Genomic DNA, 24560 nt, shown 5'->3' with positions numbered 1-24560 from the left:
GGTCAGAGTTCGCGGTCGATCACGTGATATTCGAGCTCGCCGGCCTCGTCCTCGCTGATCGTCCAGCCGCGGACCGACTGTTTGGCGCGGTGCACCGCCTCGCGGTCGCCGCAGACGAGATAATGCCACTCGGGAAGCTGCTCGCCCGCCGCGCGCAGGCGGTAGGCGCAGGTCGAGGGCAGCCAGTCGATGTCGCGGACGTTCGACGTCGTGAGGCGCACGCATTCGGCGACATAGGCGTGGCGGTGGCGATAGTCCGAACACTGCCCGCTGCGCCGGTCGAGCAGCCGGCACGATACGTTGGTCGCGACGAGCTCGCCCGTATCCTCGTCCTCGAGTTTGTGGATGCAGCATTTGCCGCAACCGTCGCACAGGGCTTCCCACTGGCCGCGGTCGAGCTTCTCGATCGGCGTGTCTTCCCAGAATCTGGCGCTCATCGGGCCCAGCGCTTGATGTCGTCGGCCAAGGCCTGTGGTCCCTTATCCTGTGGCAGCAGCGCGAGAGGCTTGCCGTCCGGATCCATCAGATAGGCCTGACGCGAGTGATTTACGAGGTAACCGCCACCGGGCGCGGCATCCCCCTTGGCCGAGAAGATCGCGAATTCCTTCTTTACGGTCTCGATCGCCGCGGGACTGCCGGTGAGCCCGACGATGCGCGGATGAAAGGCGGTGACGAACTGCTTGACGACCGCAGGTGTGTCACGCGTCGGATCGACGGTCACGAAGATCGGCACGATCCGCGCCGCGAGCGCCGGGTCGCTGGCCTCGAGCAGTTTCATCGCGCCGCCGATCGTCTGCATGTCGGTCGGACAGACATCGGGACAGAAGGTGTAGCCGAAATACATGATCCGGTATTTGCCCGCGAACCGGCGGTCGCTGACCTGTTGCCCGTCCTGATCGACGAGCGTGAACGGCCCGCCGATCCGCGCGCCGGCAAGCGGCGGCGTCGCGGGCGCCGCGGGCGTATCGGGCGCAGAGGGGCTGCACGCCGCGAGCGCGAGGGCGGCGAGAAGGGCGGGGCGTCGATTGGTCATGATACAGCCAGCCTTGATCTGTTAGCCCGTGCGGCGCAAGCGTCGCACATCACCCGCGTCCCGAGGATCTATCGATGTCGTATATCCGCCAGTGCCCCGCCCTGACGACGGGCGCCAAGACCATGGGCGCCCTGTTGATGGGAGCCGTGATCGCGCTTCCCGCCGCCACTGTGGTCGCCCCGCGTGCCGCGCATGCCCAGAACCAGTCGGAAGGCTATAAATTCCTGAACGCGGTTCGCGAGTCGAAGAACAACGAGGTCCTCGAAATGCTCGGGCGTCCGGGCAGCAGCATCGTCAATGCGCGCGACGTCTCGACCGGCGAGGGTGCGCTGCACATCGTCATCAAACGTGCCGACGAGACCTATCTGCGGTTCCTGCTGCAGAAAGGCGCCGACGCCAATCTGCGCGACGGCAAGGGCAACACGCCGCTGCTCCTCGCGGTGACGCTCGGCCAGACAGACATGATCCCGATCCTGACCGCAGCCGGCGCCAATCCGAATCTTGCCAATTCGGCAGGGGAAACGCCGTTGATCCGCGCCGTTCAGCGCCGCGACGTTGCCATGATCCGCGTGCTGCTCAACGAAAACGCCGACCCCGATCAGGCCGATATCATCGCCGGCATGTCGGCGCGCGATTATGCCAAGCAGGATGGTCGCAACGTCGTGGTGACCAAGCTGCTGGCCGATGCGCCGAAGAAGACCCGCAAGGCGGTCGCGGGGCCGAAATTCTGACGATCACGTCGCCGGGCGGCTGATCCTGCCGCGTATCGTGAGGATCAGCCGCCAGCCGGATCAGAAGGCAAGACCGGCGGCGTCGGGATCGACCTGTGCGATCAGGCGTCGTGCGGCGCGTCTGGCAAAGGCTAAAGTGCAGCGCTTGCGGACATGCGCGGGCAGGGGGGTCGTATGCGCCTCACGGACGATCGCGGCGTCATAGCGGTCAGCGACGATGATCCCGGTACGTTCGGGCAGAAACGCCGCCCCCTGCAGCGGCCGCATGTCGAACCCGGCCGGCACCGCCCAGAAATAGCGATCGCAATGCCCGAGATACTCAGGCCATTTGCCATCCCCGACCAGATCCGCGCGCGACACCTTGATCTCGACGACGACGATCTGCCCGCGGGCATCGATCGCCATCAGATCGGCGCGACGCCCCCCGTCGAGGGGAACTTCCGCCATCGCGGTCAAGTCGTGGCGCAATAACATCCGGATCACGCCGCGTGCCACGTCGGCGGCACATAAGGGCGATCCGGGTTCGTCGATGCAGGAGTCCGGGGGGCTGTCGAGCATGCGCCAGAAATAGAACAATCCGCGAACGACGCAAGCGCGTTCACGGATTGTTTATAGCGTTAGCGATGCAGGTGGGATCCTGATCATGATCCCGGACCCTCTCCGGATCGGCTGTCGATCAGCGATAAAAGACGTGGTTGCCGATCGAAGCGACCTTGATCACGCGGCCCGCAGGGCGGCGATCGGCGGTGTTGAAATACAGCGCCTTCTCGGCCGGGCTGTTCCATGCATCGGCCAGTGCGACCTTCGCGACGGCGATGGCGGTGCGGTACGACGTGCCCTTGTTGATCGCGGGGATCTGACCGCCGCGGACAAAGCTGAACTGGCCGCGCTGCTTGACGACGTCGCAGACGTCGGCGGGGAAGCGGCCCGACTTGGCGCGGTTGATGATGACTTCGGCGACGGCGAGCTGACCGGTGAGCGGCTCGCCCTTGGATTCAAAATAGATGGCGCCGGCAAGGCACTGGAGCGCTTCGTCGGCGGCGGCGCTATCCTGCGCGGCAACGGCCTGGGCGAGCGTTTCGAATTCTTCGTCTTCGATTTCGGCCGACGTCGGGACGGCGGTCTGTGCAGCGGGCTCGACGGCGGTGACGGGCGTCACGGCGGGAACGGTCTGCGGAACATTCTGAGAGGAGAGGGCGTTTAGATTTGCGAGTGCGGTGAGGCTGGCGGTCGAGCGATCGACGCCGGTCGCCTGGCTGGGCGCGCTGTTGCCGAACAGGCCGGCGAGAGAGAAGGTCATGACCACAATCGTTGCGGCCCGCTGCAAAATCGTCATTCAAACTTATTCAGATGCGGTTGGACCACGGAACCAATCGTACGAGCCGATCGTCCAGGCATCCCCCCGACTGCGTAACTGATCCGGATCGCACCCGTCCCAGCACAACGCCAATCAATGTTGAATATCCCCTCTATCGGGGGGACTTTGGAGTCAATCGGCCAGGATCGTTTCAGCGGCGAACCGTTCCGCCGCTGCGACATCCACCTCGATCACCCAGAGATCTGGATCGCTCGACCGCCGTCGACGCCAATAGCCGTCGAGATCTTCGGCCGGAGTCGAGTCGATCAGCGCCGTTCGCCCGTCGGCGCCGATTCCGCGCTCGAGCAGGCGGGGCAGGGCACCACGGTCGATGGCGATCACGAGGATCGCGCCGCCCTGCGCGTCCCCTTTGGCGAGCACCGCGCCAAAACCGCCGGCGTCGTTGACCCGTCGGAGCAGCGCACTGACGACGACGCCGCTGGGAAGACGGCCGCTCATCGCAGGACGATCACGGCAGCGGGCGCGGCGAGACGCGGTATCCGGGAAGCCCGGCCAGGGCGATCCGTGAGCGCATGAACGTACCCGTGCCCCGCGCCGCCTCCTCCCCCTCGGCGTCGATCAGCCGGGCATCGGCGACGAACACGCGGCGCTTCCCGCTGATCCAGCGGCCTTCGGCGATGACCGGCCCCGCCTTTAACGGGCGGGTCAGCAACAGGTTGAACGCGGTCGTCAGGAGAAAGCGATCGGTGACGAGACTGTTGGCGGCATAGAAGGCGGCATCGTCGAGCATCTTGAAATAGCTCGTCCCGTGCGCGGCACCGCCGGCATGATAATGACGTTCGTCGATCGTGAACCGGATCCGCGCAACACCGGCCTCTGGTATCTCGAGCGTCGATTCGAAGAAGCGGTTGATCGGCGCACAGGCGTAGAGCGATTCCAGCGCGCGAAAATGCGCCTCGGCGCCGGCGGAGGCCAGTTCAGGCGGCATCGCGGACCGCATCGGCGGTGAACAGCGCATAAAGCGCATCGGTCGAACCCGCACCGCGGAGCTTGTCAAGGAACAGCTTGTCGCGCAGCCGCCGCGATATCCGGGCAAGCGCCTTCAGGTGAACCGCGCCCGCATCGGTCGGCGACAACAGCATGAAGACGAGATCGACAGGCAGATCGTCGACGGCCTGAAAATCGATCGGCTGCGCCAGTCGCGCGAACACCGCCGTGACCTGTGTCAGTCCGTCGAGCTTGGCATGCGGGATCGCGACACCACCGCCAAATCCCGTCGAGCCCAGCTTTTCGCGGGCAATCAGACGGTCCGCGATAGTTTTTGCGTCGCCTTCGACAATGTCGGCCGCAAGCGTGGCGACATGGTGAAGCACGGCCTTTTTGTTTGCCGCGACCATGCCGGTCAGGACCGCGTCCGGACGCAGCATATCACTGAAGTCATTCATGCTGTTCATGTCTCAAAGCGCCCCCGCACGCCCCGCCTTAACGGTTTGCACGGGGGCGTAAAGCGCAGCGTCACAACAGCTGTTGCGGCTCGCGCGCTCTATTAGGGTGCGGCGGATGCGGAGCGTTGCGGTTCGACCCAGCCGATCGTGCCGTCACCGCGGCGATAGACCATGTTATGCGCGCCAGTACCCGCATTCATAAACAATAGTGCGGCGGTATTGCGAAGATCGAGCATCATCACCGCGTCGGATACGCTGGCCTCGGGAATGTCGACGCGCGTCTCGGCAATGATCAGGGGCGCATCGGGGGCATCGTCCTCGGTGACCTGCTCCTGAAACAGCGTATAGCTTGCATTGTCATAGCCGTTGCTTTCCGCGATCGCCACGGCTTCACCGGCATGGCGATCCTTGAGGCGACGCATATAGCGGCGAAGCTGGGTTTCGATCTTGGCCGCGGCGCCGTCGAACGCGGCACGGGCGTCATAGGCATCGGCATGGCCCTTGAGCACCAGCCCCTTCATGACATGCGCGACGATATCGCATTTGAAGCCGGCATCATGCGGCCCCTTGCCGAACGTGACCTCGGCAGAAATGGCGCGCGAGAAATACTTGTCGGCGATACCCTGGAGTCGGTCTTCCACATGGCTGTTGAGCGCATCGCCAGTGGCGACCTGATGACCAGAAATCCGGATATCCATTATCGTCTCCTTCTCATCGGACGGTCCTATTGGCTCCGTCCGCCCGGCGTCATCCGGACGCCACGGCCCCCCAAATCGGATCCTTGATCCCCTTCATAAACGCGGCATGGGCCGCAAGGTCTCCCTTGCTGACCGTGAAAACACGCGGTTGCCGAACGACACGAGGCGCCGGTGCGACGACCGGAGTCGCAGCGGTGACGGTCCGCTCGCTGAGCAGGCCGAGACCGATCTGGCGACCACCCAACAGCTCGACATAGACCTGCGCCAGAAGCTGCGCGTCGAGCAGCGCGCCGTGGAGAACGCGGTGACTCCGATCGATCCCGAACCGCGAACACAGCGCATCAAGCGAATGCTTCGCGCCCGGATGACGGCTGCGGGCGATCTGCAGCGTATCGATCATCCGGTTCAGGTGAATAATCGGCCGTCCGCATTTGACGAGCTCGCCGTTGAGAAACGAGAAATCGAAGCTCGCATTATGCGCGATCATCGGCGCATCGCCGACGAAATCGAGCAGGTCCGCCACGCCGTCGCCGAACCGCGGCTTGTCGGCGAGGAACGCCTGGCTCAGCCCGTGGACGTTGAACGCCTCGACCGGCATGTCCCGTTCGGGATGGTAATAAGCGTGGAAGGTGCGCCCGGTCTCGACCCGGTTGACCATCTCGACACAGCCGATCTCGACCATGCGATCGCCACCGAAAAAGCTGAGGCCGGTGGTTTCGGTATCGAAGACGATCTCACGCATCCGGCTGTTATCGGCGCTCACGTCCCGTCACGCAAGCGATCACCGCACGAACCTGCGCGCGGGTTTCGTCGAAACTCGTGTCGGTCCGAATGACATGATCGGCACGCGCGCGTTTTTCGGAATCGGGTGTCTGGCGGGCGAGGATTGCGGCGAAACGCTCGGCTGTCATGCCGGGGCGGGCAAGCACGCGGGCCCGCTGGACATCGGCGGCGGCGGTCACGACGACGATGCAGTCAACGCGCGCGTCACCGCCGGTTTCGAACAACAGCGGCACGTCGAACACGACCAGTGCGCCGGCATGAGAATCGAGAAACGCCTGACGCTCCTCACCGACCGCGGGATGCACGATCGCCTCGAGACGGCGGATCGCATCGTCGTCGCCGAACACCGCCGCCCCCAGGCGTGTACGGTCGACCGCGCCGTCCTGGACGGTGCCGGGAAACGCGGCGCCGATCGGTTCGACGAGTCGGCCACCGACACTCTGCAGTCGGTGGACCGTCGCATCAGCGTCGAACACGGGGACGCCTTCTTCCGCGAACATCGCGGCAACGGCGGATTTGCCCATGCCGATCGAGCCGGTGAGGCCGATAATCATGCGGTGAGCAGCACGCGCAAGGCCTCGTCGCGATCCCGCGGAGGTTCCACGTGGAACAAAATCTCGAACGCGACCGCCGCCTGACCGATCAGCATTTCGAGCCCGTCGACGGTTTCGAGATCACGCGCCCGGGCGGCCTTGAGCAGTCCGGTCTCGAGCGGCGAATAGACGATGTCATAGACGAGCGAGTCGGGATCGAGCGCGCCGAGATCGAGGTCGAGGGGCGGCTGACCGGCCATGCCGAGGATGCTCGCATTGACCAGCAGCCGCGACGGCGGGACCGCCGGGCCGATCGGCAGCGCCTGTCCCTTGAGCCCGAATGTCGACAGCAACGCCGCCGCCTTCAAAGAATTGCGGTTGAAGATCGTCACCGGACCGACGCCCATACGCGACAGCGCGAACAGAATCGCGCGCGCTGCGCCGCCTGCACCGATCACGGTGACGGGCTGGCCGGCGATATCGAGATCATCGATCGGCGCCCAGAACCCCGCGGCATCGGTATTCGTACCGATGCAATCCCCGGCGGAATTGCGGAACACGGTATTGATCGCGCCGATCGAACCCCGGACGTCGCCGGGGTCGGACACGTGGTCGAGCGCCGCCAGCTTGTGCGGCATGGTGATATTGCACCCCCGCCATGCGGGATCGCTCTTCCGCTCGGCAAAATAGGCGGGAAGCTCTTCCGCGGTAACGTGCTTGTGCCGGTACTCGGCGTCGACCCCGAGCGCGTCGAGCCAGAAGCCGTGGATCAGCGGCGATTTCGATTGGGCGATCGGATCGCCGATCACTTCAGCATAGGGGCGAGGGGTCATTCAGAGCTCCATAAGATCCCGGGCTGGCTGGCCGGCGTTCGACGCCGCCACCGCGCATCGATCGCGTGTAATCGATACCGCCGGGATTGCCAGACGAACGCCGATGCCCGTCAGCGGCCCACGTGCTAGGCGGGGAGTGCACCGCGTGTGCGGAGAAAATCGAGCACGTTCAGCAGCGGCATGCCGAGAACGGTGAACTGGCTGCCGTCGATCTTCGTGAAGAGCTGCGCGCCCGGACCCTCGATCCGGTAACAGCCGACGCACCCCGCGATCGCCGGCCACTCGGCTTCGAGATAGGTTTCGATGAAGGCGTCGGACAGCGGCCGGACATGCATCCGCGCACGCTCGACATGGCGCCACACCGGTCGGCCATTCTCCGCGATGACCGCCGCGCTCCACAAGTCATGATGGGTGCCCGACATCCGTCGCAGATGCGCGGCCGCGTCATCGCGATCGACCGGTTTGTCGAGGATCGTGCCGTCCTCCAGCGCGACAAGCGAGTCACTGCCGAGGACGAGATGCCCCGGCATCCGCGTCGAGACCTTCGTCGCCTTGAGCTCGGCAAGCGCGTCGGCCAGATCGCGCGGTGACAGCGCGACCAGGGCCGCCTTGGCCGCATCCTCGTCGACCCCTGCAAAGGTCGCATCGAACGCGACGCCCGCCGCGGTGAGCATCGCGCGACGCGACGCACTCTGCGAGGCGAGGATCACCAGGCTCATGCCTCGGGCCGGCGCTGGTTGCACAGCGCGATGATCGCCGCCGCGGTTTCCTCGATCGACCGCCGTGTCACGTCGATCACCGGCCAGCCATTGTCCGCGAACATCCGCCGCGCAAAGGCGAGTTCGCGCATCACGGCCTCTTCCTCGACATAGGAGGTGTCCGGTGCCTGATGCAGTGACAGCAGACGGTTGCGGCGCACCTGGATCAGCCGGTCAGCGCTCGTCGTCAGCCCGACGATCAGCGGCTTCCGCAAGGTGTAGAGGATCTTCGGCGGCGGGCTTTCGACGACGACCGGAATGTTGGCGGTCTTGTAGCCGCGATTGGCGAGATAGATCGAGGTCGGCGTTTTCGACGAGCGCGAGACGCCGGCGAGGACGATGTCGGCCTCCTCCCATTCTTCCCACGCGATCCCGTCGTCATGCGCGATCGTCCACTGGATCGCGTCGACGCGCGCGAAATAGGCGGCGTCGAGGACGTGCTGGCGACCCGGCCGCGCCTTGGCCTGCTGACCCAGCAGTCCCGACAGCGCATCGTTGACCGGATCGAGCGGCGCGACCGCGGGGAGACCAAGCGCAAGGCAGCGTTGTTCGAGGATCCGCCGCGTCGCGGGGTTCACCAGGGTGAAGATCACGAGCCCGGGATTCTGCGCGACCTCCTGAAGGATGCGCTCGAGATGCGCCTCGGTACGGACCATCGGCCAGAAATGGCGGACGGTCTCGACATCGTCATATTGCGCGAGCGCCGCCTTGGCGATGTTCTCCAGCGTCTCGCCCGTCGAGTCCGACAGCAGGTGAAGATGGAGCCGTATCATAGGTCGCATAGCCCTGCTGCGAGGGGCCATCGGGATGAATCTGTGGATAACATGCGGATAAGGGCTAGCGTAACTCACGCCTCCCGCCAAGCAGGCCGGTTGCTGTGGATAAGTCACCTTTTATCCACAGGGCCGCGCACAGGCCGAAAAGTTATCCACAGGCTGTGGGTTGCGGGAACGGTTGAATCGAATCAGCGCGTTTGTACGGGTGTGCAGAGGTCAAGCTGTTGGCATTTCCGGGATCACCGCATAAGTCCCGTGATCAACCGCCCAACCACTGCAACAACCTCTTTCTTGAATCTTCTTATAGTAGAAGAAGGGTGCTCCGCTGACCGATCCGACCCCCAATATGCCGACTTTCAAGCCGCTTCTGGCGACATTGCGCGGCGACCGTCAGGCGACTCCGCCGCTGTGGTTGATGCGCCAGGCCGGGCGCTATCTTCCCGAATATCGCGCGCTTAGAGCGGAAAAGGGCGGGTTCCTCGCGCTCGCGACCGATCCCGAGGCCGCAGGCGAGGTGACGCTGCAACCGATCCGCCGGTTCGGCTTCGACGGCTCGATCCTGTTCTCGGACATCCTGATGATTCCCTGGGCACTGGGGCAGGATCTGAGCTTCGGGGTGGGCGAGGGGCCGCGGCTCGAACCCGCGCTGGTCGATCATGCGCTTGATCGCCTGCAGTCGGTGCCGGAGCGGCTGGAGCCGGTCTACGAGACCGTCGCACGGGTCGCCGAGGCCTTGCCGCCCGAGACGACGTTCCTGGGCTTTGCGGGGTCTCCCTGGACGGTTGCGACCTATATGGTGGCGGGCAAGGGCAGCAAGGATCAGGGCGAGACGCGACGTTTCGCCTATCGCGATCCGGCGGCCTTCGGAGCGATCATCGATGCGATCGCGTGCAACACCGTCGAGTATCTTGTCCGCCAGATCGAGGCGGGGGTCGATGCGGTCCAGTTGTTCGACAGCTGGTCGGGATCGTTGTCGCCCGCACAGTTCGAACGCTGGGTGATCGCGCCGACCGCGCGGATCATCGACGACCTCCATGCGCGCTGCCCCGGCGTGCCGGTGATCGGCTTTCCGAAGGGGGCAGGGGGCAAGCTTCCCGCCTATGCGCGCGAGACGGGTGCCGATGCAATCGGGCTCGACGAGACGGTCGATCCGGTCTGGGCACACGCGTCACTGCCCGCCGACCTGCCGGTGCAGGGCAATCTCGATCCGCTCGCGCTGATCGCGGGCGGTGCGGATCTCGATGCCGCGATCGACCGGATCCTCGGGGCGTTCGGTGATCGTCCGCACGTCTTCAATCTGGGGCATGGTATCCTGCCCGACACGCCAATCACGCATGTCGAGCAACTGATCGCCCGCGTCAGGAGCACGACATGAGCGGTTTTCTCGGGGCGGCCTATGACTGGGTGAAGGCCGCGCACCTGATCTTCGTGATCTTCTGGATGGCGGGGCTGTTCATGCTGCCGCGCTATCTCGTCTATCATCAGGAAGCGCTGGCCGCGGGCAATGCAGCCGAGGCGGCGAGCTGGATCGAGCGCGAGGGCAAGATCCGCAAGATCATCCTGACGCCGGCGATGATCGTCGTCTGGGTGCTGGGCCTCGCGCTCGCGCTCAACCTCGGGCTGGCGGACGGCGCGCCGGGGCTGGGGTGGCTGCATCTCAAGCTGCTGCTGGTGTTCCTGCTGACGGGCTATCATGGCTGGACGGTCGGCTATGCGAAGAAGCTCGCGGCGGGGAAGCCGACGCTGACGGGCAAGCAGTTGCGGATGCTCAATGAGATTCCTGCGCTGGCGGTGACGCTCATCGTCGTGCTGGTGATCGTCAAGCCGTTCTGACTCCCCACGTCATCCTGGACTTGATCCAGGATCCAGAGCGGCGGAGGACACCGTTTGTGGCTCTGGATCCTGGGTCGAGCCCAGGATGACGGCGAGGGCGGTCGCCCCGTCTCTGCTTGACTAACCGTCCCCCCAATTCTACCTCGATTCCCAGCACGGCCTCCTGGCGTCCTGCCCGGTCGTGTGGTCCTGCCTGTTCGGCTCGCCCAGTTCCGCTTTCCAGCGCACCCGCAGACCGAACCTGTTCCCGTTGATCGCTATCCGGAAATCCCCATGCATCTCAAAGACCTGAAGAAGAAGAAACCCGCCGAGCTGGTCCAGCTGGCCGAGGAACTGGGGGTCGAGAGCGCCTCGACGCTGCGCAAGCAGGACCTGTTGTTCGCGATCCTGAAGGTGCAGGCGGACAATGGCGACCAGATCATGGGGCTCGGCACGATCGAAGTGCTGCCCGATGGTTTCGGCTTCCTGCGCTCGCCCGAGTCCAACTATCTCGCAGGGCCCGACGACATCTACATCTCGCCGAACCAGGTGCGGAAGTTCGGCCTGCGCACCGGTGACACGGTCGAGGGCGAGATTCGCGGGCCGAAGGATGGCGAACGCTATTTCTCGCTGGTGAAGCTGACGGCGGTCAATTTCGACGATCCCGACGTCGTGCGCCACCGCGTCAATTTCGACAATCTCACGCCTCTCTATCCCGAGAGCAAGCTGACGCTCGATCCCGCCGACCCGACCGTCAAGGACAAGTCGGCGCGGGTGATCGACATCGTGTCGCCGCAGGGCAAGGGCCAGCGCACGCTGATCGTCGCCCCGCCGCGCGTCGGCAAGACGGTCATGTTGCAGAATATGGCCAAGGCGATCACCGACAATCACCCCGAGGTGTTCCTGATCGTCCTGCTGATCGACGAGCGCCCCGAGGAAGTCACCGACATGCAGCGCAGCGTGAAGGGCGAGGTCGTAAGCTCGACGTTCGACGAACCCGCGCAGCGCCACGTGCAGGTCGCCGAGATGGTGATCGAAAAGGCCAAGCGCCTGGTCGAGCACAAGAAGGACGTGGTGATCCTGCTCGACTCGATCACGCGTCTGGGTCGTGCGTATAACACCGTCGTGCCGTCGTCGGGCAAGGTCCTGACCGGCGGTGTCGATGCGAACGCGCTGCAGCGTCCGAAGCGCTTCTTCGGTGCCGCGCGCAACATCGAGGAGGGCGGCTCGCTCTCGATCATAGCGACCGCGCTGATCGACACGGGCAGCCGCATGGACGAGGTGATCTTCGAGGAGTTCAAGGGCACCGGCAACTCGGAAATCGTGCTCGATCGCAAGGTCGCGGACAAGCGCATCTTCCCGGCGCTCGACGTCGGCAAGTCGGGTACCCGCAAGGAAGAGCTGCTGGTCGACAAGGCCAAGCTCTCCAAGATGTGGGTGCTGCGTCGTATCCTCATGCAGATGGGCACGATCGACGCGATGGAGTTCCTGCTCGACAAGATGAAGGATTCGAAGACCAACGAGAATTTCTTCGACAGCATGAATCAGTGATCGAATGCGGCCCGCTGCACGCTGCAGCGGGACTCGCATCGATCCGGCCGGCGGGGCACCGCCCCGACCGACGACGCGGCTTTGCCGCGGCGCCGGCCAACAGTTCCGCAGCGGCACGCGAGAGCAATGGCTTTCGTGTGCCGCTTTGCTATGAAACCCATTGAAATCCGCCATCTCCGCACGTCGGTGGTGGCCCGTCACCGGGAGCTGACATCTTGAGTATCATCGCCATGCTGGCCACCGCGGCATCGGGAGTAACCGGACCCGGTTCACCGCTGGAAATCTGGCAGCACATCGTCGCCGACTTCTCCAATCTCGGCGACCCGAAGGCGCTGGCCGCGTTCGGATCGGTCCTGATGATCGACCTCGTCCTTGCCGGCGACAATGCGATCGTCGTCGGCGCGCTCGCCGCGGGGCTTCCCGCCGACCAGCGCAAGAAGGTCATCCTGATCGGCATCGGTGCGGCGCTCGTCCTGCGCATCTTCTTCGCGCTGATCGTAACGTGGCTGATGGGGATCGTCGGGCTGATCTTTGCGGGCGGCCTGCTGCTGCTGTGGGTCAGCTGGAAGTTCTGGCGTGAAATCCGCGAGGGTGCGGAGAACGCCGGCTCCGAGGAAATCGAGGGCGACGAGCGTTCGGGCATCAAGTCGTCCAAGGGCTTTGCCAGCGCCGCCTGGGCGGTCGCGGTCGCCGACGTGTCGATGAGCCTCGACAATGTGCTCGCGGTCGCGGGCGCAGCGCGCGAGCATCCGGGGATCCTCGTGATCGGCCTGTTGCTGTCGGTCGCGATGATGGGCCTGGCAGCGAACTTCATCGCGCGGATCATCAACCGCTATCGCTGGATCGCCTATATCGGCCTGGCGGTGATCCTCGTGGTCGCGGTGAAGATGATCTACGAGGGCTGGACCGGTACCGGCGAAACGCTCGGAATTGTGTCGCTGCTCGGCTGATCGGGGCAGTGTCCGGATAAGGAAAAGGCCTCGCCGGGATCGTCCGGCGAGGCCTTTTTTGTGGCGTTTGTTCGTTTGTCATGCCGCTTATAGTGCGTTCAGACACGATCCCCACCGTCATCCCCGCGGAGGCGGGGATCCATATCCTCAAAGGTCGGCGATCTCGTAAGCGACGCCAGCCAGTATGGATTCCCGCCTTCGCGGGAATGACGAGGGGGGAGGGGTGCCTTTCTGCCCTCAGCCCAGATGCTCGGCAAAGAACGCCGCGGTGCGTTCGTCCGCCAGCTTGGCCGATGCATCCGACCGGCGCTCGCCGAACTCGGTCGCGAAGCCGTGATCCTCGCCTGCATAATCGTAGATCGTGACCTTGGGGTGATCGTCGAGCCCGACGTGCATCGCCGCCTGCGCGTCCTTGTCGACGAAGTGATCCTCCTCGGGGACGTGGAGCAGCACTGGGTTTGCGACCGCGTGCTTCTCGCCGAGCAGGCCGTCGATCCCGACGCCGTAATAGCCGACGCTCGCATCGATGTTGGTACGCGCCGCGGTCATGAAGGCGAGGCGGCCACCCAGGCAATAGCCGACCGCGCCGACCTTTGCGCCGTCACCAAGTTCGCCGCGCGCGGCGCGGATCGTTGCCTCGATATCGGCGATACCCTTGTCCTGGTCGAACTGGCCCATGAGTTCGAGTGCACGCTCGAATTCGGGCTTCACGTCCGGGTCGAGCTCGATGCCCGGCTCCAGCCGCCAGAACAGGTCCGGGGCGATCGCGAGATAGCCGGCCTCAGCGAGCGTGTCGCACTTGCGGCGGATGCCGGCATTCACGCCGAAGATTTCCTGGATCACGACGATCGCGGCCTTGGGCGTGCCGGCGGGGACCGCGCGATAGGCGGTGAAGCTGCCGTCGCCCGCGAGCGTCGGGATGGTGGTGGTGTTGGTCATAGCAATGCTCCTTGCGGCCGTTCGAGATCGAGCAGCCGGGATTTTGTGATCGGGCCTTGGCCTGCGGAATACGCACCAAGCCTGCCCCCGGCTCCGAGAATTCGGTGGCAGGGGACGACGATCGGAAACGGATTGCGCGCACAGGCCTGACCGATCGCGCGCGGGCTCGACCCGATCGCCCGGGCGAGGTCGCCATAGCTGGCGGTCCGGCCGTAAGGGACCGCAACGATCGCCTGGCGCAGCGCGTCGCCGCGGGGGGTAAGGGACGGCGCGAGCGGGAGGTCGAAGACGGTGAGACGACCGGCGAAATACGCGTCGAGCTGGCGGAGCGCTTCGTGGATCGCCGGGTTCGTGGTCGCCTCGACGATGCCGTCCCGGTCGATCGCGATCGCGTCGATCCGGTCGGTGCTGCCGGTCACGCGGATCAGCCCGATAGGCGTTGCGATCGAGGCGGCATCCCGCGCATACATTGCCACGCTATGCCGTGCCCCGCCGTGCGGCTCAAGCGCCACCGAAAGGGCTGTCCATGAAGATGAACATCGAAATCGAATGCACGCCCGAAGAGGCCCGCCGCGCGGTCGGGCTGCCCGACCTGACGCCGATCCATGACCGCTATGTCGCGATGATGATCGAGGCGATGCCTGGGCTCGGCGACGGGGCGATGCAGCCCGAGATGATCGAGACGATGATGCGCGGGTGGCAGCCGATGGGCGAAGCGGGGATGGCGTTCTGGAAACGGATGTTCGACGGCGCGACGCAGACGGGCAAAACGGGCGGTTGAGCAACAGAATGACGACGATCTTTGCGGTGTCGAACGGACGCCCGCCCGCGGCGATCGCGGTGGTGCGGATATCGGGGCCCGAGGCGTTTGCGGCAGCCGTCGCGCTCGCCGGGCCGCTCCCCACCGCGCGGCATGCCAGTTTGCGTGCTCTGCGTGATGCGAGCGGGACGATGCTCGATCGTGCATTGGTCATCATCTTTCCGGGCCCGACCACTGCGACGGGCGAGGATCTGGTCGAGCTCCACTGTCACGGGGGGCGGGCGGTCATCGCCGCAGTCGAACGCACGCTTGCGGCGATGACCGGGTTACGACTGGCCGAGCCGGGCGAATTCACCCGTCGCGCGCTTGGCAACGGACGGATCGACCTGACCCAAGCCGAAGGGCTCGCGGATCTGCTCGAAGCCGAAACCGAAGCGCAGCGTGTTGCCGCGATCAACGCGACCGAGGGGCGGGTGAGCCAAGCGGTGCGCGGCTGGATGGACGCGGTCGCGATGCTGTCCGCACGGATCGAGGCGATGCTCGACTTTGCCGACGAGGATGACGTGACCAGCGATGCGGCGGCCTTCGACGCGGTGCTCGCCGATATCGCAGCGCTGGCGGCTGAGATCGAGACGGTGGTGGCGAGCCCCCCGGTCGAGCGACTGAAAGACGGTCTTCGCGTCGTGATCGGCGGGCCCCCCAACAGCGGCAAATCGACCTTGCTCAATCTGATGGGGGAGCGCGATGCGGCGATCGTATCGCCGATCTCTGGAACGACGCGTGACCGCATCGATGTCCCCGTCCTGCGGAACGGGGTCGCCTACGTCCTGACCGATACCGCGGGGCTGGTCGATACCATCGATCCGATCGAGGCGATCGGTGTTGCCCGGGCGGAGACGGCGATGGCGACGGCGGACCTGCTGCTGTGGCTGGCTGACACGGCGCCGCCACGCGAGGATGCGATCTGGGTTCACGCCCGAGCCGATCTGCCGGGGCGGGACGGGGGCGTCCCGCCCGGTCGGGTAATTGCCTTCTCACAAAGCGACCAGGCATCGCTCGATCGGCTCTGGGCTGTCGTCCATGATCGCGCAGCCGCTTTGCTTCCGCGCAACGACGATCTGGCGCTCAAGGCAGATCAACGCCTGCGCTGCGAGCGGGCTGCGGTGACACTGCGTGCGGCGGGCAACGACCCGTTGATCGTTGCGGAGCATCTTCGCGAAGCCCGCACCGGGCTCGCCGCGGTGCTGGGTCTCGACGCAACCGGGGAGATGCTCGACGCACTGTTCGGCCGGTTCTGTATCGGCAAATGATGTTCCACGTGGAACAACTTTGACGCGATCGTTGCGTCGCTCTACGGCGATGGCATGTTCGATGTAGTGGTGGTTGGCGGTGGCCATGCCGGGACCGAGGCCGCAGCCGCGGCAGCGCGGAGAGGCGCGCGTACTGCGCTGGTGTCGTTCGACGCGCGGCAGATCGGTGCGATGTCATGCAACCCGGCGATCGGCGGGCTTGGCAAGGGCCATATGGTGCGCGAGGTCGATGCCTTTGACGGGCTGATCGGTCGTGCTGCCGATGCCGCAGCAATCCATCACCGGATGCTCAATCGCAGCAAGGGATCCGCGGTCCAGGGGCCGAGGATCCAGGCGGACCGCAGGCTCTATGCGGCGGCGATCCAGGCACAGCTGGCGGCGACGCCAAACTTGTCGATCATCGCCGGCGAGGTCAGCGCGCTGCATCTGGACGGTGATCGCGTCGCGGGTGTCGTGCTCGCCGACGGCGCCGTGGTCGCAGCGCGCGCGGTGGTCCTCGCGACCGGGACGTTTCTGGGCGGGCGGATCTTCCGCGGTGATGACCGTGAGGAGGGGGGCCGGATCGGGGAGCGTGCGGCGAAGCCACTGGCGGACCAGCTCCGCGCGCGCGCGCTGCCCATGGCGCGGCTGAAGACGGGAACTCCACCACGGCTCGACGGTCGGACGATCAACTGGGGGGCGCTTGCCGAGCAACCCTCCGATCCCGAGCCATGGACGATGTCGCCGATGACGACCGGCCGTATCCTGCCGCAGGTCGCCTGTGCCATCACGCGGACGACGGACGAGACGCATGCGATCATCCGCGACGCGTTCCACCGATCGCCGCTGTTCACCGGCGCGATCGAGGCGGCCGGCCCGCGCTACTGTCCGTCGATCGAGGACAAGGTTTCCCGCTTTGGTGACCGCGACGGCCATCAGCTGTTCCTCGAACCCGAGGGTCTCGACGACCCAACGATCTATCCCAATGGTCTGTCGACGTCCTTGCCGGTCGAGGTGCAGGCAGCGATGCTCGCGAGCATTCCCGGGCTCGAGCGTGTCGTGATGACGATGCCGGGCTATGCCGTCGAATATGATTATATCGATCCGCGCGCGCTCGATCCGCGATTGGCGCTTCCCGCGATCGACGGCGTGTTCTGTGCCGGCCAGCTTAACGGGACCACGGGCTATGAAGAGGCAGCGGGGCAGGGGCTGGTCGCTGGCCTGAACGCCGCGGCGCATGCCTGTGATCTGGCACCGGTGATCCTCGATCGCGCATCGAGCTATCTTGGCGTGATGATCGACGACCTTGTCCTGCAGGGCGTTACCGAGCCGTACCGGATGCTGACCGCGCGTGCCGAGTTCCGGCTGTCGCTCCGCGCGGACAATGCCGAGACACGGCTGGGCGGGATTGCGGAGGCGGCGGGATGCCTCTGCACCGCGCGGCTCGCGCATCAGCGCGCGCGTGGCGAAGACCGGGTGCGATTCCGATCCGCACTGCACGGCGAACGGACCGCGACGGAGATCGCGGATCAGGGTGTTGCGGTCGGCCGCGACGGCGCGCGCCGGACGGCGTTCGACTGGTTGCGCTTCGAGGGCGTGAAGCTTGCGCATGTCGCGCCCGATGCGGCGATCGGAATCCCGGCGGCAGTGGTCGACGAGGTCGTCGAGGATGCGCGCTACGCCCCTTATATCGAACGGCAGGCGCAGGAGGTCGCGCGGTTGCGCGCGGACGAGGCGATCCTGTTACCCCAGGATCTCGCCTATGATCGGGTTCCGGGTCTGTCGAACGAGATGATCGATCGATTGAGTGCGGCACGACCGCTGTCCCTGGCCGCCGCGGCACGGATCCGGGGCATCACGCCTGCGGCGCTGTCTGCGGTGCTTCTCCATACGAAACGAGTACCGGCATGACCGAAGACGAAGCACGGACCTGGGTCCTCGAGCGGTTTGGCCCCGTCGCGACCGAGCGGGTTGCGACGTTCGTCACGATGGTCGTCGAGGAAGCCGCGCATCAGAATCTGATCGCACCTTCGACGATCCCGACGATCTGGGAGCGGCATGTCGTCGACTCGCTTCAGCTGGTTGCACTCGCGGGCCCGGAGACAGATGCGATGCGCTGGCTCGACATCGGGACCGGAGGTGGATTTCCTGGCATGGTCGTCGCACTGGTCCGCAATGGGCCGGTCGATCTCGTCGAACCACGCCGGCGTCGCGCGGACTTTCTCCAGCTCTGCGTCGCCAGGCTCGGGCTTGGCGAGCAGGTCCGGGTGCATCCGACCAAGGTCGAGTCCGTCACTGCAACGGCGCGGATCATTTCGGCGCGCGCCGTCGCCTCGCTCGAAAACCTTTTGCGTGGCGCGGCGCACTGCGCCACAACAGAGACGCGGTGGCTGTTGCCTCGGGGGCGTCTCGATGAGGCAGAGATCACCGCGCTTCAGAAGCCTTGGCACTTTATGTTCCACGTGGAACAAAGCGTCACGAACCCGGAGTCGTCTATCGTGGTTCTGGATCGAGTCCGCGCGCGATGATCACCATCGCGGTCGCCAATCAGAAGGGTGGGGTGGGCAAGACCACCAGTGCCATCAATCTCGCGACCGCATTGGCGGCGACGGGAATGCGGGTGCTGCTGGTCGATATCGACCCGCAGGGCAACGCCTCGACCGGCCTTGGCATCGGCCATGCGCAACGCGTCAAATCTAGCTATGACGTCCTCATCGGCGAAGCGACGATCGACCAGGCCGTGGTGCACAGCCGCGTGCCCCGGTTGGACGTGATCCCCGCGACGGTCGATCTGTCGGGGGCAGAGATCGAGCTCGTAGAATTCGATGCGCGGACGCATCGGCTCGATCGTGCGATGCAGGACTCGACAGGGCATTGGGATATCGCGCTGATCGATTGTCCGCCGTCGCTCGGGCTGCTTACGATCAATGCGATGGTTGCAGCGGATGCGCTGCTCGTGCCGCTCCAGTGCGAATTCTTCGCGCTCGAGGGCCTGTCGCAGTTGCTCAGCACGGTCGAACGTATCCGTCAGCGGTTCAACCCCGGCCTGTCGATCCTGGGCGTTGCACTGACAATGTATGATCGCCGCAACCGGCTGACCGATCAGGTCTCGGCGGATGTCCGCGCGGTGCTGGGCAAGGTCGTGTTCGAAACGGTCATCCCGCGTAACGTACGGCTGTCGGAAGCACCCAGTCACGGACTTCCGGCGCTGATCTACGACCATCGCTGCAGCGGATCGCAGGCGTATATCGCGCTCGCCCGCGAGATGATCGGCCGGCTTCCGGTATCGGCACGAGCAGCCGCGTGAGGGTATTGGCATGAGTGAAGGTACCAAGCGCGGCCGGCCGGGACTTGGGCGCGGGCTGAACGCGCTGCTCGGCGAGATGGCCCGCGAGGCGCCGGTCAGCGCGAGCGGTGATGCGCCGATCAATAGCGGCGTGCGCATGCTGCCGGTCAGTTCGCTGTCGCCGCATCCGGACCAGCCCCGCCGACATTTCGACGAAGCGATGCTGAGCGAACTTGCCGCCTCGATCGCTGCACGCGGCTTGATCCAGCCGATCATCGTTCGGCCGCACGGCCATGATTATCAGATCGTCGCGGGCGAGCGCCGTTGGCGCGCGGCGCAACGGGCGCGGCTGCATGAGGTCCCGGTGGTCGTCCGCGACTTCGACGACGCCGAGACGCTCGAAATTGCGCTGATCGAGAACATCCAGCGCGAGGATCTCAACGCGATCGAGGAGGCACAGGCCTATCAGCGGCTGGCGGGCGAATATGGCCATACACAGGAGGTGCTGGCCAAGATCGTCCATAAGTCGCGCAGCCATGTCGCCAATTTGTTGCGGCTGCTCGAACTGCCTGCACAGGTTCAGTCGCAGGTGGTCGAAGGATCGCTGTCGATGGGCCATGCGCGCGCGCTGCTTGGTTCGCCCGATGTCGAGACACTGGCGGACCAGGTGATCGCCCGCGGCCTATCGGTGCGCGAGACCGAAAAGCTGGCGCGTGATGCCAAGCCGGGCCGGACTCGGTCGGGCGGAGCTGCGGCGACTACGGTGAACGAGGCACGGATCCCCGACGCGGATATCGCGGCTCTGGAGCGGCAGCTGGCCGATCTGCTGGGGCTTCAAGTGCGCGTTGCGCATAGTGAGACCGGCGGCACGCTGACGCTGAGTTATTCGACGCTCGATCAGCTCGACATGGTGTGCCAGCGGCTGACGGGCGGGGCGATCTGAACGTCCGGGGCGGAGCGGTTAGCGTCCTCTCCTCCGGTAAGTCCGCCTGACGGGGAAGGCATTTACCCGCTTCAGTTTCTGCGCGCGATCGCCTGGGCAAGGGCGACGATGGCGGCATCCGCGACGACCCCGCCGGGATTGCCCGGGGCCATGATCGCGCGTTCGGCGGTGCGGACTCGGGCGATGGCCGTAGCGAGCATCACTGGCGACCAGCGGCGGAGCGACTTGGCGGTCTGTGCCTCGTCGCGGAAGAAGACGCGGTGGCGCTTCATCACCGTATCGACCGCTTCGCCGCGATCGATCTCGCCGCGCATCTCGGCAAGCGCGATCAGCCTGCGGACGAGCTGCCGCAGCCACGGGATCGGCGAGGTACCGGCTTCTTCCAGCCGCGCGAGTTCGGTCCCGAGATCGGCGACACGCCCCTCGATCGCCGCGTCGATCGCCTGACCCATCTCCGCCTCGCCGAGGTCTGCGCCGATCGCATCGAGCGCAGCGTGGTCGAGATCATGCGGTCGTTCGGGGCTCGCGTCGAGATACAGCGCGAGCTTGTCGATCTCGCGCGCGATGACCGCACGGTCGCCACCGGTGGTTTCGACGAGGCGGCGCGCGACGCCGGGGGCAGGGCGCAGGCCCTGCTCGCCTGCCATCGTGCTGGCAAGCCGCTCTGCATCGGCGGCGGTCGGTGCGTAGCAGGCGAACGCCATCGCACGCGGCGATTCCAGCGCCAGCTTGACGATCTTCGCACTCGTCTTGACGTTGGGCGCGATCGCGACGACCGGGTTGCCCGCGCGATCAGCGTTCAACAGCGTGGTGAACGCATCGAGGCTCTCCTCGCCAGCCGACGCGACGCGGACGTGACGCGCGGTGGCGAAGAGCGACAGGGCGGCCGCCTCGTCGGCGAGCCGCGAGGGATCCGATCTGAGCTGTGCGCCATCCAGATCGACGCGCTCCGCATCGGGGCCCATCGCCTTGGCGAGCGTGCGGGCGAGGTCGCTTGCGCCGGCCTCGTCAGGGCCGTGGAGAAGATAGAGACGGATATCGGGGCCGGGCCTGGCCAATGCCGCGCGGATCTGGTTGGCGCTGGCCTTCACGGGGCCGGCGTGGGGGCCGGCGGGGTCCGCTGCGCATAGAGCGCGATCCGCGCGACGATCTGATCCGCGACGATTCCCGACAGACGTTCCAGCGCAGTGTTTTCCGCGGCGATCGTGGCATATTCGGACCGGACGACATCGATGCCGGCGTCGGATCCGGCGGTCGCGTCGAGCAGGACGGTGCCGTCACCGATCCGGACGAGCTGATAGCGCGCGCGCAGGATCCGGCGTTCGCGCGAGACGCTGTCGTCGCGACGAACGCCGAGGCCGTTGATCTGGTCCTCGAGCCGGATGTCGATCCGATACAGCGGCGCCGCGCCGTTCGACGGCAACCGGTCGCGGAGCGCGGTCGCCATCAGCCACCCGGACTTGCCCTCGATCGGCGTGATCTCGACCTGGCCGAGCGTGCCGGCAACCGCGCCGCTGCTGCCGCCCGAATAGAGCGGATGCAGCCCGCAACCCGCCAGGCTGGTCGAGAGCAACAGGGCTCCGGCAAGAAGCGCGTACCGCGTCATGCGACGATGTTCACGAGGCGGTCGGGCACGACGATCACTTTCCGGGGCGGCTTGCCCTCGAGCAGGCGGACGATCTTGTCGGAGGCCAGCGCGGCCGCCTCGACCTCGTCCTTCGGCGCGCCCTTGGGGAAGACGAGCGTATCACGCAGCTTGCCGTTGACCTGCACCGCGATGGTGACCTCGTCATCGACCAGTAGTGCCGGATCGACTTCGGGCCACACAGCGTCGGCGATCAGGCCGTCGTTACCCGCGGTCGCCCAGGCTTCCTCGGCAACGTGCGGGACCATCGGGCTGACGAGCAGCAGCAACGTACGGATCGCCTGTTCGCGGTCGGCAGACTGCGGTGCCTTCTCGATTGCGCTGCACAGGCTGTAGAGCCGCGCGACCGCCTTGTTGAACTGCAAGCCATTGATATCGCTCTCGATACCCACCGTGGTGCGATGGCACAGCTTGCGCAGGGCGATGTCGTCGCCCTCGGCCTTGGCGGCACCGTCGGCCTCGATCAGGCGCCAGAGACGCTGGACGAACCGCCACGCGCCCTCAATGCCCGACTCACTCCAGGGAAGGTCGCGCTCGGGCGGCGAGTCGGAGAGCACGAACCAGCGCACCGCATCGGCGCCATACTGGTCGACGATCGGCTCGGGATCGACGGTGTTCTTCTTCGACTTCGACATCTTCTCGACGCGGCCGACGGTGATCGCGTCACCCGTCGCGATCTCGATGCCGTCGCGCACGTCGTCGGGGCCGAGCCAACGGCCGTCCGCGGACTTGTACGTTTCGTGCGTGACCATCCCCTGCGTGAACAGCCCAGCAAACGGCTCGGCGATGTCGAGCATGCCGATATGCTTCAGCGCGCGCGTCCAGAAGCGGGCGTAGAGCAGATGCAGGATCGCATGCTCGACGCCGCCAATATACTGGTTGACCGGCAGCCACTTCTCCGCGCCCGTCCGGTCGAACGGCTTGGCGTCCGGCTGGCTGGCGAAGCGGATGAAATACCACGATGAATCGACAAACGTGTCGAGCGTATCGGTCTCGCGTCGCGCATTCCCGCCACAGCTAGGGCAGGGGACGTTCTTCCACGTCGGATGGCGATCGAGCGGGTTGCCGGGAATGTCGAACGACACGTCCTCGGGCAGCACGATCGGCAGCTGGTCCTTGGGCACCGGCACCGCGCCGCACGCGTCGCAGTGGATGATCGGGATCGGCGTGCCCCAGTAACGCTGGCGGCTGACGCCCCAGTCGCGCAGGCGGAACACGGTCGTGCCCTTGCCCCAGCCTTCGCCCTCGGCGCGCTCGATCACGACGCGCTTGGCGTCCTCGATGTCCATGCCGTCGAGGAAGTGCGAGTTCACCAGAGCGCCCGCACCCGTCCAGGCGGTGTCGCCGACGAACACGGGGGCCTCGTCATCGCCTTCGGAGACGACGCGCTTGACGGGCAGATCGTATTTGCGCGCGAAATCGAGATCGCGCTGGTCATGTGCGGGGACGCCGAACACCGCGCCGGTGCCATATTCCATCAGCACGAAGTTCGCGATGTAGACCGGAAGCTCCCAGCTCTTGTCGAGCGGGTGCGTCGCGCGGATACCGGTGTCGAAGCCCAGCTTCTCCTGCGTGTCGAGTTCGGCCGCGGTGGTGCCGCCACGCTTGCAGAGTTCGATGAACGCAGCCGCATCGGTGTCCGTCTCGGCGATGGCGCGCGCGATCGGATGATCCGCAGCGACCGCGACGAAGCTCGACCCGAACATCGTGTCGGGACGCGTCGTGAACACCTCGACCGAGTCGATGCCGGTCGCATTGCCCGCCAGCGCGAACTTGAACTGCAGGCCCTGGCTGCGGCCGATCCAGTTCTCCTGCATCAGCTTGACCTTGTCGGGCCAGTGCTCGAGCGCGCCGAGCCCGTCGACCAGCTCGTCGGCGAAATCGGTGATCTTCAGGAACCACTGCGACAGCTTGCGCCGCTCGACCAGCGCGCCCGAGCGCCAGCCGCGCCCGTCGATCACCTGTTCGTTGGCGAGCACGGTCATGTCGACCGGATCCCAGTTGACCGCCGATTCCTTGCGGTAGACCAGGCCTGCCGCGAACAGGTCGAGGAACAGCGCCTGCTCATGCCCGTAATAGTCAGGCTCGCACGTCGCCAGTTCGCGCGTCCAGTCGAGCGCGAAGCCCAGCCGCTTCAGCTGCGCCTTCATCGTCGCGATGTTGGCGCGCGTCCAATTGCCCGGATGCACGCCCTTTTCCATCGCCGCGTTCTCGGCGGGCATGCCGAACGCGTCCCAGCCCATCGGATGGAGCACTTCCATGCCCTTCATCCGACGGAACCGCGCGAGCACGTCCCCCATCGTGTAGTTCCGGACATGCCCCATGTGGATGCGCCCCGACGGATAGGGAAACATCTCGAGCACGTACGAGCGCGGCTTGGTCGAAGAATCGTCGGCGGCGAACGTGTTGCGTTCGTCCCAGACCTTCTGCCACGCCGCGTCCGCCTTCAACGCATTGAAACGCGACGCCATGATGTC

29 protein-coding genes are annotated in these 24560 nt (G+C 65.8%); 11 read left to right on the top strand and 18 right to left on the bottom strand.

Annotated elements, in window-relative coordinates:
• Positions 1-2: 2 nt before the first annotated feature.
• A complete protein-coding gene (locus GV027_RS12630) occupies positions 3-437 on the bottom strand; it encodes a YcgN family cysteine cluster protein (protein WP_031395091.1) in 435 nt (144 codons plus the stop codon).
• Positions 434-1033, bottom strand: a complete 600-nt coding sequence (locus GV027_RS12625; RefSeq protein ID WP_159512084.1) for an SCO family protein — start codon at positions 1031-1033, stop codon at positions 434-436. Before GV027_RS12625 ends, GV027_RS12630 begins: the two co-directional genes overlap by 4 nt.
• Before the next feature lie 74 nt (positions 1034-1107).
• Here GV027_RS12625 and GV027_RS12620 point away from each other — a divergent pair, with 74 nt between their 5' ends.
• Complete coding sequence (locus GV027_RS12620; RefSeq protein ID WP_236559202.1) at positions 1108-1764, top strand: ankyrin repeat domain-containing protein; 657 nt, start codon at positions 1108-1110, stop codon at positions 1762-1764.
• A gap of 60 nt (positions 1765-1824) precedes the next feature.
• On the opposite strand, the gene GV027_RS12615 is transcribed toward GV027_RS12620, so the two are convergent.
• The 11 genes from GV027_RS12615 to GV027_RS12565 all read right to left on the bottom strand — a co-directional run bounded on the left by GV027_RS12615 (position 1825) and on the right by GV027_RS12565 (position 8905).
• Positions 1825-2322, bottom strand: coding sequence for an MmcB family DNA repair protein (locus GV027_RS12615; protein ID WP_031395094.1), 498 nt, complete (start codon positions 2320-2322; stop codon positions 1825-1827).
• A 118-nt stretch (positions 2323-2440) separates the two neighbouring features.
• The gene (locus tag GV027_RS12610; protein WP_236559201.1) at positions 2441-3064 is read right to left on the bottom strand and encodes a cell wall hydrolase; all 624 of its coding nucleotides are present in this window, start codon (positions 3062-3064) and stop codon (positions 2441-2443) included.
• Between the two features lie 189 nt (positions 3065-3253).
• On the bottom strand, positions 3254-3580 hold the full coding sequence (locus GV027_RS12605) for a DUF1491 family protein (RefSeq protein ID WP_159512082.1): 327 nt from the start codon (positions 3578-3580) through the stop codon (positions 3254-3256).
• A gap of 10 nt (positions 3581-3590) precedes the next feature.
• A complete protein-coding gene (locus tag GV027_RS12600; protein ID WP_031395097.1) occupies positions 3591-4070 on the bottom strand; it encodes a PaaI family thioesterase in 480 nt (159 codons plus the stop codon).
• A complete protein-coding gene (locus tag GV027_RS12595) occupies positions 4060-4527 on the bottom strand; it encodes a PTS sugar transporter subunit IIA (protein WP_107931477.1) in 468 nt (155 codons plus the stop codon). The genes GV027_RS12600 and GV027_RS12595 overlap by 11 nt, the downstream gene beginning before the upstream one ends.
• A gap of 101 nt (positions 4528-4628) precedes the next feature.
• On the bottom strand, positions 4629-5225 hold the full coding sequence (gene hpf, locus GV027_RS12590) for a ribosome hibernation-promoting factor, HPF/YfiA family (protein ID WP_159512081.1): 597 nt from the start codon (positions 5223-5225) through the stop codon (positions 4629-4631).
• 49 nt (positions 5226-5274) lie between these two features.
• On the bottom strand, positions 5275-5967 hold the full coding sequence (gene dnaQ, locus GV027_RS12585) for a DNA polymerase III subunit epsilon (RefSeq protein WP_159512080.1): 693 nt from the start codon (positions 5965-5967) through the stop codon (positions 5275-5277).
• A 7-nt stretch (positions 5968-5974) separates the two neighbouring features.
• Positions 5975-6562, bottom strand: coding sequence for a dephospho-CoA kinase (gene coaE / locus GV027_RS12580; RefSeq protein ID WP_159512079.1), 588 nt, complete (start codon positions 6560-6562; stop codon positions 5975-5977).
• The gene (locus tag GV027_RS12575) at positions 6559-7374 is read right to left on the bottom strand and encodes a shikimate dehydrogenase family protein (RefSeq protein WP_159512078.1); all 816 of its coding nucleotides are present in this window, start codon (positions 7372-7374) and stop codon (positions 6559-6561) included. Before GV027_RS12575 ends, coaE begins: the two co-directional genes overlap by 4 nt.
• A gap of 125 nt (positions 7375-7499) precedes the next feature.
• The gene (locus tag GV027_RS12570; RefSeq protein ID WP_159512077.1) at positions 7500-8093 is read right to left on the bottom strand and encodes a Maf family protein; all 594 of its coding nucleotides are present in this window, start codon (positions 8091-8093) and stop codon (positions 7500-7502) included.
• The gene (locus GV027_RS12565) at positions 8090-8905 is read right to left on the bottom strand and encodes a pyruvate, water dikinase regulatory protein (protein WP_159512076.1); all 816 of its coding nucleotides are present in this window, start codon (positions 8903-8905) and stop codon (positions 8090-8092) included. The genes GV027_RS12570 and GV027_RS12565 overlap by 4 nt, the downstream gene beginning before the upstream one ends.
• A 349-nt stretch (positions 8906-9254) precedes the next feature.
• Between GV027_RS12565 and hemE the strand changes: the two genes are divergently transcribed.
• From hemE to GV027_RS12545, 4 genes are all read left to right on the top strand, one after another.
• A complete protein-coding gene (gene hemE, locus GV027_RS12560) occupies positions 9255-10283 on the top strand; it encodes a uroporphyrinogen decarboxylase (protein WP_159512075.1) in 1029 nt (342 codons plus the stop codon).
• The gene (locus GV027_RS12555) at positions 10280-10741 is read left to right on the top strand and encodes a CopD family protein (RefSeq protein ID WP_031440904.1); all 462 of its coding nucleotides are present in this window, start codon (positions 10280-10282) and stop codon (positions 10739-10741) included. Before hemE ends, GV027_RS12555 begins: the two co-directional genes overlap by 4 nt.
• A 273-nt stretch (positions 10742-11014) precedes the next feature.
• Positions 11015-12271, top strand: coding sequence for a transcription termination factor Rho (gene rho, locus GV027_RS12550; protein WP_031395107.1), 1257 nt, complete (start codon positions 11015-11017; stop codon positions 12269-12271).
• Between the two features lie 230 nt (positions 12272-12501).
• Positions 12502-13221, top strand: coding sequence for a TerC family protein (locus GV027_RS12545; RefSeq protein ID WP_037528574.1), 720 nt, complete (start codon positions 12502-12504; stop codon positions 13219-13221).
• A 237-nt stretch (positions 13222-13458) separates the two neighbouring features.
• Here the strand turns inward: GV027_RS12545 and GV027_RS12540 are convergent, their stop codons facing one another.
• Positions 13459-14160, bottom strand: coding sequence for a dienelactone hydrolase family protein (locus GV027_RS12540; RefSeq protein WP_159512074.1), 702 nt, complete (start codon positions 14158-14160; stop codon positions 13459-13461).
• The gene (locus GV027_RS12535; RefSeq protein ID WP_159512073.1) at positions 14157-14630 is read right to left on the bottom strand and encodes a methylated-DNA--[protein]-cysteine S-methyltransferase; all 474 of its coding nucleotides are present in this window, start codon (positions 14628-14630) and stop codon (positions 14157-14159) included. Before GV027_RS12535 ends, GV027_RS12540 begins: the two co-directional genes overlap by 4 nt.
• 56 nt (positions 14631-14686) lie before the next feature.
• Here GV027_RS12535 and GV027_RS12530 point away from each other — a divergent pair, with 56 nt between their 5' ends.
• The 6 genes from GV027_RS12530 to GV027_RS12505 are packed head-to-tail and all read left to right on the top strand — an operon-like array spanning position 14687 to position 20438.
• Entirely contained in the window at positions 14687-14941 is a 255-nt protein-coding gene (locus GV027_RS12530; protein ID WP_031440901.1) for a DUF6489 family protein, read from the top strand.
• Positions 14942-14949: 8 nt separating this feature from the next.
• Positions 14950-16230 (top strand): tRNA uridine-5-carboxymethylaminomethyl(34) synthesis GTPase MnmE, encoded by a 1281-nt coding sequence (gene mnmE, locus GV027_RS12525; RefSeq protein WP_159512072.1) that lies wholly within the window; start codon positions 14950-14952, stop codon positions 16228-16230.
• Between the two features lie 54 nt (positions 16231-16284).
• Positions 16285-18120: a tRNA uridine-5-carboxymethylaminomethyl(34) synthesis enzyme MnmG gene (mnmG, locus tag GV027_RS12520; RefSeq protein ID WP_159512071.1), complete on the top strand. Its 1836-nt coding sequence runs from the start codon at positions 16285-16287 to the stop codon at positions 18118-18120.
• The gene (locus GV027_RS12515) at positions 18117-18737 is read left to right on the top strand and encodes a 16S rRNA (guanine(527)-N(7))-methyltransferase RsmG (protein WP_159512070.1); all 621 of its coding nucleotides are present in this window, start codon (positions 18117-18119) and stop codon (positions 18735-18737) included. The genes mnmG and GV027_RS12515 overlap by 4 nt, the downstream gene beginning before the upstream one ends.
• A complete protein-coding gene (locus GV027_RS12510; protein ID WP_031396158.1) occupies positions 18734-19516 on the top strand; it encodes a ParA family protein in 783 nt (260 codons plus the stop codon). The genes GV027_RS12515 and GV027_RS12510 overlap by 4 nt, the downstream gene beginning before the upstream one ends.
• A 10-nt stretch (positions 19517-19526) precedes the next feature.
• Positions 19527-20438 (top strand): ParB/RepB/Spo0J family partition protein, encoded by a 912-nt coding sequence (locus GV027_RS12505; RefSeq protein ID WP_056406636.1) that lies wholly within the window; start codon positions 19527-19529, stop codon positions 20436-20438.
• A 71-nt stretch (positions 20439-20509) separates the two neighbouring features.
• Here GV027_RS12505 and holA read toward each other — a convergent pair whose 3' ends face one another.
• Genes holA through leuS form a run of 3 tightly spaced genes read right to left on the bottom strand, consistent with a single transcriptional unit; the run spans position 20510 to position 24554 of the window.
• Complete coding sequence (holA, locus tag GV027_RS12500; protein WP_159512069.1) at positions 20510-21529, bottom strand: DNA polymerase III subunit delta; 1020 nt, start codon at positions 21527-21529, stop codon at positions 20510-20512.
• Positions 21526-22044 (bottom strand): LPS assembly lipoprotein LptE, encoded by a 519-nt coding sequence (gene lptE, locus GV027_RS12495; protein WP_031396161.1) that lies wholly within the window; start codon positions 22042-22044, stop codon positions 21526-21528. The genes holA and lptE overlap by 4 nt, the downstream gene beginning before the upstream one ends.
• Positions 22041-24554 carry a leucine--tRNA ligase gene (gene leuS, locus GV027_RS12490; RefSeq protein ID WP_159512068.1) on the bottom strand — a complete coding sequence of 838 codons (2514 nt, stop codon included), beginning with the start codon at positions 24552-24554 and terminating at the stop codon, positions 22041-22043. The genes lptE and leuS overlap by 4 nt, the downstream gene beginning before the upstream one ends.
• Positions 24555-24560 lie beyond the last annotated feature (6 nt).

This window comes from Sphingomonas sp. T1 (assembly GCF_902506585.1).
GTDB classification, from domain to species: domain Bacteria; phylum Pseudomonadota; class Alphaproteobacteria; order Sphingomonadales; family Sphingomonadaceae; genus Sphingomonas; species Sphingomonas aerolata.
The sequence above is the reverse complement of the archived record's forward strand: the minus strand, read 5'-3'. Positions and strand labels throughout refer to the sequence as shown.